Below are 13,745 nucleotides of genomic sequence, written 5' to 3' on the forward strand. Positions count from 1 at the left end.
CTCTCCCGCATGCGGGAGAGGGGCTTAAGCCGAAGCAAAATCAAAAAACGCCCAGCTCCAGCCCTGCTGCCAGCAGCGCACCCAGCTCCCAGCCTCTTGCCAGCTCTGCCTCCGGCACTGTTTTCGCCGCCAGAATCGCCTCCGCCGTCTGCGCCTGCGTACACACCAGCAGCGGCTCGGCCACTTCTTTCAGTCGCAGGCCCAGGGCCACCCGCCGCAACTGCGCAATGGTCGGATGACCATCCGAGCCCGCACACACCAGCAGCGCATACGGCTTGCCCTCGCAGCGTCCCAGCAAGGGGTAATAGCTGCGATCAAAGAAATCCTTCATCGCCCCGCTCATCGAGGCCAGGGTTTCCGGCGTGGCAAACACCACCGCATCGGCCATCAACACATCGTCGGCAACTGCATCGGCAGCGCGCACTGCGCTCACCTGCACGGCATCACCGGCTGCCGCATGCGCGCCCTGCAGCAAGGCGCCCACCATCGCCTCGGTGGCACCGGTAAAGCTGTGCCACACCACCAGCAGACGGCGTGGTGCGGCACTCATTGCTCAGACATCCAGGCCAATCGGGCAGCTCACACCAGTGCCGCCTATGCCGCAGTAGCCATTCGGATTCTTGGCCAGGTATTGCTGGTGGTAGTCCTCGGCGTAGTAGAACGGCGGCGCCGGAAACAGGATCTCGGTGGTGATTTCACCGTAGCCGGCCGCTGACAACTGCTGCTGGTAGGCATCGCGACTGGCGATGGCCGCATCGTACTGTTCCTGCGTATGGCAATAGAGCGCGGAACGGTACTGGGTGCCGGTGTCGTTGCCCTGGCGCATGCCCTGGGTGGGGTCGTGGTTTTCCCAGAAGGTGCGCAGCACGGTGTCCAACGTCACCTGTGCCGGATCAAACACCACCCGCACCACTTCGGCATGGCCGGTCAGCCCGGAACAGGCTTCTTCGTAGGTCGGGTTCGGGGTGACGCCGCCCTGGTAGCCGACCGCCGTGGTCACCACGCCCGGCAGATGCCAGAACTTGCGCTCGGCGCCCCAGAAACAACCCAGACCCACGTCCAGCACCTGCAGGCCGGCGAAGTCGCCCTGCAAGGGCTGGCCGTTGACGAAATGCACGTTGTGCAGCGGCAGCGGTGTGTCCCGCCCCGGCAACGCTTCTTCCGGGCGCGGCAGGCGCTGCTTGAATGCACCGATACCCAAAATACCTTGGCCGATTCCCAACATGGTCAGTTCCTCAGGCCGGGAGGAATCCCGGCGCTTCATCGTCATCCAAGATGGGGGCATCGCCGCCCTCGTCCAAGCCCAACGCAGCCACGATGTCTTCGGCCTCGGCCTTGGCCGAATCCGGCACGCAGACCCGCAGCAGGCCGAACAGCGGCAGTTCGCCGCCCGCCCCCAGCAGGGATTCGCCGAACACGAAGGCCGGTATGTCGGCCGCCTCCAGCGCATGCTTGACCAGGTGCGCGTCGAACAGGTTATTGGTCTGGTAGATCAGCTGCATCAAGGTTCTCCGTTCACAGCGGCTTGCGCAGGGCATCGGTGGCGGCAAGCTGCTCGCTTTCCTCGGCCCCGGCCTGGCGCCACTCACGCATAGCGGGCAACGCCAGCAGCGCCTGCAGATAGCGCCCGGCTTCGCCCTCCACCGCCACGCCATAGCCATCAAACCGAATCGCTACCGGCGCATACATCGCATCAACAATGCCGAATTGCCCGAACAGGAAGTCGCCGCCAGCGCCATGGTCGCTGCGCAGCGTGCTCCACAAGGCACAGATCCGCGCGATATCGGCGTCGGCGGCCGCATCCCAGCGATAGCCATCGGGCTGGCGGCGGCTGTTCATCGGCAGCTGAGTGCGCAGCGCGGTGAAACCTGAATGCATCTCCGCCGCCGCAGCCCGGGCCAGCGCCCGCTGCGCCAGATCGGCCGGCCAACCGCGTCCGCCCAGCCAGCGCTCGTTGGCGTATTCGCAGATGGCCAGCGAATCCCACAGTTGCAAGGCCCCGTCGCGCAGGGCCGGGACCTTGCCGGTGGGCGAATGCTGGCGCACCTGGCTGGCAAAGTCCGGCGTGTCCAGGGCCAACCGCACTTCGTCGAACGCGACCCCGAAATGGCGCAGCAGCAGCCATGGGCGCAGCGACCAGGACGAATAATTCTTGTTGCCTATCACCAGAACGGGGCGGTCCATCGGCACGATCCACGGGGCGGAAGACCCCCAGCATAGCCCCGTCCCGGCAGCCTCGGCCCGGCTCGGCTAAACTTGCGGTTTACTTCAATACGCTGCGTCCCCCATGTCCGAGAACACGCCTGCCGCCGCTGCCACGCCGGAAAACGCCCCTGAGAAGCGCGACTTCATCCGTCAGATCGTCCGCGAGGACCTGGCCAGCGGCAAGCACACGGCCATCAAGACCCGCTTCCCGCCCGAGCCCAACGGCTACCTGCATATCGGCCACGCCAAGTCGATCTGTCTGAACTTCGGCATCGCCGGCGAGTTCGGCGGTGTCTGCAACCTGCGCTTCGACGACACCAACCCGGCCAAGGAAGACCCCGAGTACGTCAACGCCATCCAGGACGACGTGCGCTGGCTGGGCTTCGAGTGGAACGAGCTGCGCCACGCCTCGGATTACTTCGACGCCTATTACCTGGCGGCACAGAAGCTGATCCGCGACGGCAAGGCCTATGTCTGCGACCTGTCGGCCGAGGAAGTGCGCGCCTACCGCGGCAGCCTGACCGAGCCGGGCCGCCCGTCGCCGTACCGCGAGCGCAGCGTCGAGGAAAACCTGGACCTGTTCGCACGCATGCGCGCCGGCGAATTCGCCGACGGCGCCCGCACCGTGCGCGCCAAGATCGACATGGCCAGCGGCAATATCAACCTGCGCGATCCGGCGCTGTACCGCATCAAGCACGTCGAGCACCAGAACACCGGCAACGCCTGGCCGATCTACCCGATGTACGACTTCGCGCATGCGCTGGGCGATTCGCTGGAAGGCATCACCCACTCGCTGTGCACGCTGGAATTCGAAGACCACCGCCCGCTGTACGACTGGTGCGTGGACAACGTCGATTTCGCCCACGACAACGCGCTGACCCAGCCGCTGGTCGACAAGGGCCTGCCGCGTGAAGCCGCCAAACCGCGCCAGATCGAGTTCTCGCGCTTGAACATCAACTACACGGTGATGAGCAAGCGCAAGCTGATGGCGCTGGTCACCGAAAACCTGGTCGATGGCTGGGAAGACCCGCGCATGCCGACCCTGCAGGGCCTGCGTCGCCGTGGCTACACGCCGGCTGCCATGCGTCTGTTCGCCGAGCGCGTGGGTATTTCCAAGCAGAACTCGCAGATCGATTTCAGCGTACTGGAAGGCGCGCTGCGCGAAGACCTGGACAGCGCCGCTGCCCGCCGCATGGCAGTGATCGACCCGATCAAGCTGGTGCTGAGCAACCTGCCCGAAGGCCACGAAGAAACCCTCACCTTCAGCAACCACCCGAAGGACGAGAGCTTCGGCACCCGCGAAGTGCCCTTCGCACGTGAGCTGTGGATCGAGCGCGAAGACTTTGCCGAAGTACCGCCCAAGGGCTGGAAGCGCCTGGTGCCGGGCGGCGAAGTGCGCCTGCGCGGTGCCGGCATTGCCCGCGTCGACGAAGTGGTCAAGAACGACGCCGGCGAAGTCGTCGAGCTGCGTGGCTGGCTGGACCCGGAATCGCGCCCGGGTATGGAAGGCGCCAACCGCAAGATCAAGGGCACCATCCACTGGGTCAGCGCCCAGCACGCGGTGGAAGCCGAAGTGCGACTGTATGACCGCCTGTTCTCGGTGGCCGACCCGGACGACGAATCCGAAGGCAAGACCTACCGCGATTACCTGAACCCGGAATCGCGCAAGGTCGTCACCGGCTATGTCGAACCGGCTGCCGCTGCCGCCGCACCGGAACAGAGCTACCAGTTCGAGCGCACCGGCTACTTCGTCGCCGACCGCCGCGACCACACCCCGGCCAAGCCGGTGTTCAACCGCAGCGTGACGCTGCGCGATACCTGGTCGGCCTGATCAGGGCGGGCGGGGTTATCGGCTGACAGCCCGATTACCCCCTGCTCACGGGCAACGCGGCTACCATGGCCGCGTGCCCAGATCAGGATTGACCCATGCTCCGTCTGTCACTGCTGCTCAGCCTGCTGTTCGCCCTGACCGCCTGTACGGCTCCCGCCGCGACCGCACCGGTCAGCGCGCAATCGACTCCCCCTGCTGCGGTCACCGAACAGACATCCCCTGCCAGACCTGCCAGCACGCCCGTCGTGGTCGATAGCAGCTGCAAGGTCGACGCCGACTGCACGGTGAAGAACGTCGGCAACTGCTGCGGGTATTACCCGGCCTGCGTCAACGTCAACAGCCCCACCGACCCGGCCGGCGTACAGGCCAGTTGCCAGGCCAAGGGCATGATGAGCGTCTGCGGTTTCCCGGAGATCCAGGGTTGCAGTTGCGTGCAAGGCAAGTGCGCCGCCGCAGGCAGCAGCAATCCACTGCGCCAGCCCATGAGTGAGAATCCAGCGCCGGTACGCTGAGCGGCGCTCAGCGCGGCTTGGGCTCGACGCTGCTGCGCCAGGCATCGAGGAACTGCCGACGCTTGAGTGCATCCAGGTACACCAGCAGGCCCGGGCCGAGCTGGATCGGACGACGATTCTGCCCGGGGTCGCTGTCACCGCCACCGTTGCGGATGATCGGCATCAGCCGCGCCTCGCGCGATAAAACCTGCTGGCCGCGCGCCGACAGCAGGTAATCGAGAAAACGCTTTGCCTCGGCCGAATGCGGACTGTTGCGCGGTATCACCGCGGTACGCAATACCACCAGCGTGTAGTCCTCCGGCTCGACGATGCCCAAAGGTGCACCGGCATCGATGCGCGCCTGCGCATACGAGCCCAACACGTTGTAGACCAGCGACAACTTGCCACTGCTGACCTGGTCCAACAACACACCGGTACGTTCCTCGCGCACCACGCCGTTGTCACCCAGGGCGCCAAGCAAGGCGCCGGCGATGCTGCCGCGCTGCGCATCCTGCGTGGCCAGCAGATAGCCGACGCTGCTGCGTTCGATGTCGTAGGTGCCCACCCGGCCGCGCAGCGGCGCGCCTTCGGCACGCAGCAGATCCAGCAGCTGACGGCGCGTGTGCGGCACCGTGCCCGGCGCCAGCGCGCGGGTGTTGTAAACCATCGCCACCGGTTCGTAGCTGATGCCAAAGGCTTCATTGCGCCACTTCGCCCAGGCCGGCACCGCCTCGGTCTGCAGCGACCGATGCGGCAACGCGTAGCCGTCGTTGACCAGCTTGGTCTGCAGGTCCATGCCGCTGGAAATCAGCAGGTCCGGTGTGGCGGCAGTGCTGCGATCACGCAGGAAACGCGTGTACAGATCCTGGGTGATGATGTCTTCGTAGACGACTTCGGTGCCGGGATGCAGCCGCTGGTAATCGGCGATCACCACCGCGAACACTTCGATATCGGTGGTGCCGTGGATGCGCAGCTGTGCGGTTGCCGCACCGTTGGCAGGGAAGCGCTGCACATCACCCGGTGCTGCGCGCAACGGCGCCGCCAATAAAAGCGTGCATAGCAGGATCAAGCAGCGGCTCATGCGCCATGCCTCGGCAGGTAAATGGTGGCGACCAGGCCGCCTTGTGCACGATTGCTCAGGTCGATGCGGCCGCCATGGCTTTCGACCACACGCTTGACGATGGCCAAACCCAGGCCAGCCCCGCCGGCAGGTGCGCTTTCGCCGCGTCCGAAGCGCTCGAACACGCGTTCCGCATCCGCCGCACTGATGCCGGGGCCGTGGTCGGCGATGGTCAGTACTGCCTGTGCATCCTGCACGGTCAAGGCGATCTGCAGCGGACCGTCGCCGCCGTACTTCATCGCGTTGTCGATCAGATTCTTGATCGCCTCGCGCAGCAGCAGCGCATCACCATTGACCTGAACCGCACCGGTGGTGATGGCCAGCTGCACACGCGGCGCCGGGCCAGCCTGCGGCAGCGCTTCGTGCAGGGCCTGATGCACGGTTTCGGCCAGATCCAGCGGCGCGAAGCGCTGCAGGTTGGAACGGTGGATGACGCTGGCATCGCTGAGCAACTGGTTGAGCAGGCGGCTCATATGGGTGGCATTGCGCTCGATCGCGCGCAGACTGCGCTGCATGTCCTCCGGCGCTTCCTCATCCAATGCCAACTGCGCCTGCGCGCGCAGCGCCGCCAGTGGCGTGCGCATCTGATGCGCGGCTTCGGCCATGAAGGCACGCAGGGTTTCGTTGTTGCTGGACAAACGCTCCATGAATCGATTCAAGGCAGCAACCATCTGGTTCATCTCACGCGGCACCCGCGAGTCCAGCGGGTTCAGATCGGAGGGCTCGCGCCGCGACAACTCACGCTCCAACCGCACCAGCGGGCGGAATGCACGGTGCACACCGAACGCCACCAACGCCAACAGCAAGGCCGACAGTACGCCGATGGCGATCAACGCGCGGTTGACCATTTCCTGCGCCAACGCCGCGCGGGCACGGCGCGTCTGCCCGACCTGCACCTGCACTTCGCCCTGCGCCGAAGCCGCGGCAAAGCTGCGTTTGACCACCACGAAGCGCACCGTCTCACCACTGTAGGCGGCGTCGAACAACTGCGGCGAATTGCCCTGCTTACGTGATGCAAGCGGAAGGTCCTCATAGCCGGTGATGGTCACACCGCGGCTGTCAGCCACGCGATAGAACACGCGGTCCTCTTCGGCCATCGACAACAGGTCCAAGGCCGCATACGGCAGGTCCACCTGCCATTGGCCATCCACCAACGCCACCGAGTCAGCGATGGACAGCGCCGAAGACACCAACAGGTGATCGTAGGAGCGATTTGCAGCACGTTGGCCGTAATCACGCGCAGCGAACAACAGCGCCACCGCGAACACCGCCAGCAATGCACCCAGATACAGCATCAAGGTGCGTCGCAGCGAACCCGAAGCGCGGATCTCAACCGTCGCCATCGGCCCCGCCATCGCTGGCTTCCAGCATGTAGCCCACGCCGCGCACGGTGCTGATGCGCAACGGTGCAGCCACCAGCTTCTTTCGCAGCCGGCCGATGTAGAGCTCGATGGCATTGGGCCCGGCTTCGTCGTCGAAGCCGAACAGACCCTTGGCTATCTCATCCTTGCCGACAACCTGGCCGAGCCGCCCGACCAGGATTTCCAGCAGGCGGAATTCGCGGTTCGGCAATTCGATCACCTCACCATCCAGGCTGACCCGATGCGCGGCATTGTCGAACTGGAAACCACCGATCTGCACCACTTCGCTGGCCTGGCCGCGGCCTCGCCGCAGCAGCACCCGGCAGCGCGCCTCGAACTCGCGGAAATCGAAGGGCTTGCCCAGATAGTCGTCAGCGCCAACATCCAGCGCCTGCACGCGGTCTTCGATGCCATCACGCGCAGTCAGCATCAGCACCGGGGTACTGTCACCACGTTCACGCATGCCCGCCAACACCCTCAGGCCATCAAGCTTGGGAAGACCAATATCCAGCACCACCAGATCAAAGCTCTGGTAACGCAGCACGCTGGCAGCGCCCACACCATCGGCCTGCCAGTCCACCGCATGGCCGTTGCGGCGCATGCGTCGAATGATGGCGTCGGCCAGGTCCACGTTGTCTTCAACCAGCAGCAGGCGCATCGCAAGGGAATGTGGGGGAAGGCGCGAATGCTAACGCGGAAGCTGCACGGGCGCAGTTCTGGTGACCATTGCTGCAGCGCACAATCCACTGACAGGCGGATGACAGCTAGTCCACTCCAGACTGCCGCCATGCACCAGCAGGTGCCACGTTTGCCGCGCGCCAGACGCGCACCTGGGAGGGTTTGTGGAAGCACGTGTTTTCCAACGACGCAGCATTGCCGCCACTGTCTTGCTGTGCTTCAGCGCACCGCTGTTGGCCGCTGACAACGAGAGTCCGGTCACCGCCACCATCGGCGGGCGCCTGCATCTGGATTTCGCCAGTTTCGACAATGACGGCCGCGGCACGCCCAACAAGGACGACACCGAAATCCGTCGCGCCTGGCTGGATGTGTCGGGCAAATTCTTCGTGGTCGATTACAAACTGGAGGCCGATTTTTCCGGCGACCATCCTGAGGCCAAGGATGTCTACATCAGCCGCAGCTTCGGCGATGCCGGCCGCCTGACGGTGGGCCAGTTCAAGCAGTACTACTCGCTGGATGACCGCACCGGCTCCAACTACGGCAGCTTCCTGGAACGCGGCAATGCCGGCACAACCTTGGTGCCGCTGTACCGGTTGGGCGCTTCCTGGCAGGCCAATCCGGGCGACATGACCTGGGCGGCCAGCGTCTACAGCCTGGAAAGCATTGATGCCTGGCAGGTGAAAGGCCGCGCCGCTGGCGGCCGCGTTACCTGGGCGCCCAGCCCGGCGGCGGGCGACGTACTGCACCTGGGCCTGTCGTTGGCGCGCGAGGCCTACGACAACCCCGGCGTGAATGGCGTGCCAGCCCTGCGCATTCGCCCACGCCCGGCCGGGCATCTGTCCGACGAAAGCCGCCTGACCCTGGTCGATTTCTCGGCCGGCCGCGACACCGATGTCAACAAGTGGTCGCTGGAATATGCGCAGGTGCGCGGTCCGCTGTCATGGCAGGGCGAGTTCAGTGGTGCCACCTTCGATGACGGCGCACAGCGCGGCGAGGTGATGGCCGCCTACGGCATGCTCAGCTGGTTCGTCACCGGCGAGTCGCGCAGCTACGACCGCAAGACCGGCCGCTTCGCCCGCATCAAGGACATCCGCCACAAGCACGGCGCGTTCGAGCTCGCCCTGCGCTACGACCAGATGCGCGGCAGCCAGCATCTGGATGGCCAGGCCGATCTGCGCAAGGGCAGCACCGAGGCCTGGACGCTGGCCGGCAACTGGTACCTGCGCGACAACCTGCGTTTCATGCTCAACCTGATCGAAAGCCGCAACCGTGATCGCCTTGCCGATACAACGCTGGACCGCACCCGCGCGGTGACCGGCCGCCTGCAGTTCGATTTCTAAGCCCTCTCTCCCATCTTGTCCCTTCTAGGAGTCTGCAGATGATGCTGACCATCCTCGGCTTCGGCATGGTTCTGACGTTCATGTATCTCATCATGAGCAAACGACTGTCGCCGCTGGTCGCCCTGATTACCGTACCCATCGTGTTCGCCCTGATTGGCGGCTTTGGTGCCGGCCTCGACGAAATGATGCTGGACGGCATCAAGAAGATCGCGCCCACCGGCGTGATGCTGATGTTCGCCATCCTCTACTTCGGGGTGATGATCGACGCCGGCCTGTTTGATCCGCTGGTGCGCATCATCCTGCGCATCGTCAAGGGCGATCCGCTGAAAATCGTGATGGGCACCGCCGTGCTGGCCATGCTGATCTCGCTCGACGGTGATGGTTCCACCACCTACATGATCACCGTGTCGGCGATGCTGCCGCTGTATCGGCGCTTGGGCATGAACGCGCTGAGCATGACCTGCGTGACCATCCTCGCCGGCGGCGTGATGAACCTCACCCCCTGGGGCGGGCCCACCGCGCGTGCGGCCACCGCCCTGCATGTGGACCCGGCCGATGTGTTCGTACCGCTGATCCCGGCGATGGTCCTGGCTTGCGCCGGCATCCTCGCGCTGGCCTGGTACCTGGGCATGAAGGAACGTCGCTGCTTGGGCGTGGTCGCGTTGCCGCAGGGTGGTTCGTGGATGGACGCCAGCGTCTCCGATGACAGCGATGCGCTGCCTACGGTGGAAGATGCCGAAGACACCAAGCGGCCCAAGCTGCTGTGGGTCAACCTGGTACTGACCCTGGCCTTGATGGCAGCACTGGTGATCGGCCTGTTGCCGATGCCGATCCTGTTCATGGTCGGCTTCGCCATCGCGCTGGTGATCAATTACCCGAACCTGGCCGAGCAGCGCCGCCGCGTGGTCAATCATGCCGGCAATGTGTTGTCGGTGGTGTCGCTGATCTTCGCTGCGGGCATCTTCACCGGCATCCTGTCCAATACCGGCATGGTCGAGGCGATGTCGCGCGGCTTCCTGTCAGTGATTCCGGAGGCCTGGGGCCCGTATCTGGCGGTAATCACCGCGGTGGCATCGATGCCATTCACCTTCTTCATGTCCAACGATGCCTTCTACTTCGGCGTACTGCCCATCCTGTCCGAAGCGGCGAGTCACTACGGCATCACCCCGGTGGAAATGGCGCGCGCCTCGCTCGCCGGGCAGCCGGTGCATCTGTTGAGTCCGTTGGTGCCATCGACCTATCTGCTGGTGGGCCTGGCCAAGGTCGACTTTGCCGACCACCAGAAATTCACCTTGAAGTGGGCGGTGCTGATCTCGCTGATCCTGATGGCCGGCAGCCTGCTGTTCGCCCTGTATCCGCTGGCCGCCTGAGCCGTACCTACCTGACGCATTGGAGAGCAACATGACGCTACGTATCGCTTACGTCACCAGTGGCATGGGCAGTGTAGGTACTGCCATCTGCCAGACCCTGGCCCGCGCCGGCCACACCGTGGTGGCCGGTTGCGCACCGGATTCACCGCGCAAGGCCAATTGGATCCGTGAGCAGCGCGAACTCGGCTTTGACTTCATCGTGTCCGAGGGCAACGCCGCCGATTGGAACTCCACCGCCGCCGCGTTTGCCAAGGTACGCGCCGAGGTTGGTGAAGTGGACGTGCTGGTCAACAACTCCGGAGGCAGCCGCGACATGCTGTTCCGGCAGATGACCAGTGAAGACTGGAACGCGGTGATCGCCTCCAACCTCAACACCTTGTTCAACCTGAGCAAGCAGGTGGTGGATGGCATGACCAACCAGAACTGGGGCCGCATCATCAACATCGGCTCAGTGAGCGCGCAGAAGGGCCAGATCGGCCAGGTCAACTACGCAACCGCCAAGGCGGCGATGCACGGCTTCAGCCGCGCTCTGGCCGCGGAGGTTGCAGCGCGCGGCGTCACCGTCAACACCATTTCGCCTGGCTATATCGCCAGCCAGGCGATCAGCAGTTTTCCGCCGGATGTGCTGGACAGGCTTGCGGCGTCAGTGCCGATCCGTCGTCTGGGCAAACCGGAGGAAGTGGCATCGCTGTGTGCGTGGCTGGCCAGCGATGATGCGGCCTATGTGACCGGCGCTGATTATCCGGTCAACGGCGGCCTGTACATGGGTTGATCGCAATCTGCGCACCGCATGCAGAACGTCGCGGCTTGCCGTGGCGTTCTGCGTTTTCATGCCATCGATCATCTGCAACATCCAAGCAATGCAGCAAACCGTAAGCGAGCTTTAACAATCCCGCGCCACCCTTCCGTCACCGGCCTACGCCGGCTTTCCACGGATCCGGTGAACAATGAATTGCAAACGCCTCTGCCTCGCCATCTCGCTTGCCCTGTGCAGCAGCCACGTTTATGCCGAGGCTGCGCTTGCCGACGGTGCCTCCGCGCAGACCCTGGACACCATCTCGGTGATCGGCCAGGGCCAGACCCGTCAGGTACAGCGCATCGGCGAGGTCGACAAGCAGGTGTTGCCGCCGGGCAGCAGTGGCCAGAAGATTCTTGACCGCCTGCCGGGCGTCTCGGTGCAGTCCAATGATGCCTTCGGCGCCAATGAGGAATCGCAGACCATCAGCCTGCGTGGTTTCGACAAGACCCGGCTGGGCTATACGCTTGATGGCATCCCGCTGGGCGACAACAGCTACGGCAACTACAACGGCCTGAGCATTGCCCGCGCCATCATCGCCGAGAACCTGGGCGGTGCCGAGCTGTCACAGGGCATCGGCTCGCTGGGTGTGGCATCGACCAGCAACCTGGGCGGGGCCATCCAGTATTTCTCGCAGGATCCCTCCAGCGTGTTCGGCGGCCGCGCCAGCGTAACGGTGGGCGATGACAACCAGCGCCGCGGCTATCTGCGCGTGGATACCGGCGACCTCAACGGCTTCTCGGCCTATGTCTCCGGCGTGCACCAGGACGCTGACATGTGGGCCGCGCCCTACCAGAACCAGACCACGCGCCAATTCAACGCCAAGGCGGTATGGAACGTGGGCGATCATCGCTTCGGCGCCTTCGTCGCCACCTCGCGCGTCAGCCAGGCCAACTACGCCTATCTGTCCAAGAGCATGCTGCAGCGGGGGCTTGGCTACGACTGGAACATCTATGCACCGGATTGGGACCGCGCCGTGGCGGCAGCCTATTGCGCCCCCGCCACCTTCGATGCGGATCGCTGCGCGTTCTCCGGTGGCGTCAACAGCATTGACGATGCCTACTACCAGAGCCGCGCCCTGCGCGATGACAACCTGTACTCGCTCGATGCCAACCTGCATCTCGGTGACGAACTCAATCTCAAGCTGCTGGCCTACCACCATGACAATCGTGGCCAGGGCCATTGGTGGGCGCCGGGCCAGCCGTCCTACCCTGGCACCGATCGCATGCTGCCGATCTCCATCCGCAGCACCAACTACACCATCGACCGGCAGGGCATCACCGCCGCGCTGGCCTGGAATGTCGGTATCCATGAGCTGGAAGCCGGGCTGTGGTTCGAGCACAACGACCACAACGTCGAGCGCAACTTCTATTACATCGATGGCCCCTTCCTCGACGACACCTACCTGAAGAATCCGGACCGTCGCCTGTTCGACCAGGATTTCGATATCCGCACCCGCCAGTTCTACGTGCAGGACCGCATGCGCTTCCTTGACCAGCGCCTGACCGTGGATGTCGGCATCAAGAGCCCGAACACCCGCATGCGTGCCACTGCCAGACCCGGCACCGAGCAGAAGCTCGCTTCGGGCACGCTGACCGCCAAGGAATCGCTGCTGCCGCAGCTCGGCATCGGCTTCAAGCTCAATGCCAACAACGAGCTGTTTGCGTCCTATGCCGAAAACATCGCCGCCTTCGTCGGTGGTGGCAGCGGCGGTCCGCTGCAGGTCTCACCGGAATCCTTTGCCGCCAGCGCCGGCCTGGAGCCGGAGAAGTCCAAGACCTTCGAGGCCGGCTTCCGCAGCTTCGGTGACAAGTACCAGGCCTCGTTGGCCGCCTACCATGTGATGTTCGACAACCGCCTGCTCTCGCTCAATCCCTGCACCAGCATTGAAGTAGGCACGCGCCCGGAATGCATCACCCGCTTCATCAACGTCGGCTCGGTGAAGAGCCAGGGTGCTGAGCTTACCTTCATCTTCAAGCCGGTGGATGGCCTGCAGTGGTACAACGCGCTGTCATGGAACAAGACCACCTATGAGGACGACTATGTCTCCGGTGGCGCGGTGGTGCCGGTCGCCGGCAAGATCACCGTCGACACGCCGCAACGCATGGCCTCCAGCGAGCTGAGCTGGAACCGCGATGGCTGGTTTGCCAGCCTGCGCGGCAAGTACACCGGCAAGCGCTACTACACCTATACCAACGACCAGTCGGTACCGGGCGTGACCACCTTCGATGCCGGCGGCGGCTACAGCTTCGGCCCCGGGCTGGGCCTGCAGAACGTCAAGGTGTCCTTGAACGTCACCAACCTGAGCAACAAGCGCTACGCCGGCCAGCTGAGCTCCTTCGCCCCAACCGACCCCAACGGCACCCGGTACTCGATCCACGCCAGTGCGCCGCGACAGATCTTCATGACGGTAGGTGCGGAGTTTTAAGCCTCTGGCCCCCTCCCTTTGGCCGAAGGCCAAGGGGAGGGTTGGGGAGGGGTGCTCTTCGCATCAACCGAAAAAGCCACAAACAACAGCCAACCCCTCCCCAACCCTCCCCTTCGCTGCGCGAA

13 protein-coding genes are annotated in these 13,745 nt (G+C 64.5%); 6 read left to right on the forward strand and 7 right to left on the reverse strand.

Going from position 1 to position 13,745, the window contains the following annotated elements; all coding sequences use genetic code 11:
- Positions 1-40: 40 nt before the first annotated feature.
- From ABB27_RS17575 to ABB27_RS17590, 4 genes are read right to left on the reverse strand one after another with little or no spacing between them, the layout of a single operon-like run.
- Positions 41-550 (reverse strand): flavodoxin family protein, encoded by a 510-nt coding sequence (locus tag ABB27_RS17575; protein WP_057630352.1) that lies wholly within the window; start codon positions 548-550, stop codon positions 41-43.
- A gap of 3 nt (positions 551-553) precedes the next feature.
- On the reverse strand, positions 554-1,204 hold the full coding sequence (msrA, locus tag ABB27_RS17580) for a peptide-methionine (S)-S-oxide reductase MsrA (protein WP_057630369.1): 651 nt from the start codon (positions 1,202-1,204) through the stop codon (positions 554-556).
- Between the two features lie 31 nt (positions 1,205-1,235).
- Complete coding sequence (locus tag ABB27_RS17585) at positions 1,236-1,502, reverse strand: putative signal transducing protein (RefSeq protein ID WP_057630354.1); 267 nt, start codon at positions 1,500-1,502, stop codon at positions 1,236-1,238.
- A gap of 13 nt (positions 1,503-1,515) precedes the next feature.
- Positions 1,516-2,184: a glutathione S-transferase family protein gene (locus tag ABB27_RS17590; protein ID WP_057630356.1), complete on the reverse strand. Its 669-nt coding sequence runs from the start codon at positions 2,182-2,184 to the stop codon at positions 1,516-1,518.
- Between the two features lie 103 nt (positions 2,185-2,287).
- Here ABB27_RS17590 and ABB27_RS17595 point away from each other — a divergent pair, with 103 nt between their 5' ends.
- Together ABB27_RS17595 and ABB27_RS17600 are read left to right on the forward strand one after the other, a co-directional pair.
- Positions 2,288-4,036, forward strand: a complete 1,749-nt coding sequence (locus ABB27_RS17595) for a glutamine--tRNA ligase/YqeY domain fusion protein (RefSeq protein WP_057630358.1) — start codon at positions 2,288-2,290, stop codon at positions 4,034-4,036.
- 95 nt (positions 4,037-4,131) lie between these two features.
- Positions 4,132-4,548 (forward strand): hypothetical protein, encoded by a 417-nt coding sequence (locus ABB27_RS17600; protein WP_083491370.1) that lies wholly within the window; start codon positions 4,132-4,134, stop codon positions 4,546-4,548.
- A gap of 7 nt (positions 4,549-4,555) precedes the next feature.
- On the opposite strand, the gene ABB27_RS17605 is transcribed toward ABB27_RS17600, so the two are convergent.
- The 3 genes from ABB27_RS17605 to ABB27_RS17615 are packed head-to-tail and all read right to left on the reverse strand — an operon-like array spanning position 4,556 to position 7,666.
- Positions 4,556-5,608 carry an ABC transporter substrate-binding protein gene (locus ABB27_RS17605; protein WP_057630359.1) on the reverse strand — a complete coding sequence of 351 codons (1,053 nt, stop codon included), beginning with the start codon at positions 5,606-5,608 and terminating at the stop codon, positions 4,556-4,558.
- On the reverse strand, positions 5,605-7,002 hold the full coding sequence (locus tag ABB27_RS17610; protein WP_057630362.1) for a sensor histidine kinase: 1,398 nt from the start codon (positions 7,000-7,002) through the stop codon (positions 5,605-5,607). Before ABB27_RS17610 ends, ABB27_RS17605 begins: the two co-directional genes overlap by 4 nt.
- Positions 6,977-7,666, reverse strand: a complete 690-nt coding sequence (locus ABB27_RS17615; RefSeq protein WP_057630364.1) for a response regulator transcription factor — start codon at positions 7,664-7,666, stop codon at positions 6,977-6,979. Before ABB27_RS17615 ends, ABB27_RS17610 begins: the two co-directional genes overlap by 26 nt.
- 184 nt (positions 7,667-7,850) lie before the next feature.
- Here ABB27_RS17615 and ABB27_RS17620 point away from each other — a divergent pair, with 184 nt between their 5' ends.
- From ABB27_RS17620 to ABB27_RS17635, 4 genes are all read left to right on the forward strand, one after another.
- Positions 7,851-9,026 carry an OprO/OprP family phosphate-selective porin gene (locus ABB27_RS17620; protein ID WP_425477553.1) on the forward strand — a complete coding sequence of 392 codons (1,176 nt, stop codon included), beginning with the start codon at positions 7,851-7,853 and terminating at the stop codon, positions 9,024-9,026.
- A gap of 41 nt (positions 9,027-9,067) precedes the next feature.
- The gene (locus ABB27_RS17625; RefSeq protein ID WP_057630377.1) at positions 9,068-10,396 is read left to right on the forward strand and encodes a CitMHS family transporter; all 1,329 of its coding nucleotides are present in this window, start codon (positions 9,068-9,070) and stop codon (positions 10,394-10,396) included.
- Between the two features lie 31 nt (positions 10,397-10,427).
- Positions 10,428-11,168, forward strand: coding sequence for an acetoacetyl-CoA reductase (gene phbB, locus ABB27_RS17630; protein WP_057630365.1), 741 nt, complete (start codon positions 10,428-10,430; stop codon positions 11,166-11,168).
- 175 nt (positions 11,169-11,343) lie between these two features.
- Complete coding sequence (locus ABB27_RS17635; RefSeq protein ID WP_057630367.1) at positions 11,344-13,620, forward strand: TonB-dependent receptor; 2,277 nt, start codon at positions 11,344-11,346, stop codon at positions 13,618-13,620.
- Positions 13,621-13,745: the final 125 nt, after the last annotated feature.

This window comes from Stenotrophomonas terrae, from assembly GCF_001431465.1.
GTDB lineage: Bacteria > Pseudomonadota > Gammaproteobacteria > Xanthomonadales > Xanthomonadaceae > Stenotrophomonas > Stenotrophomonas terrae.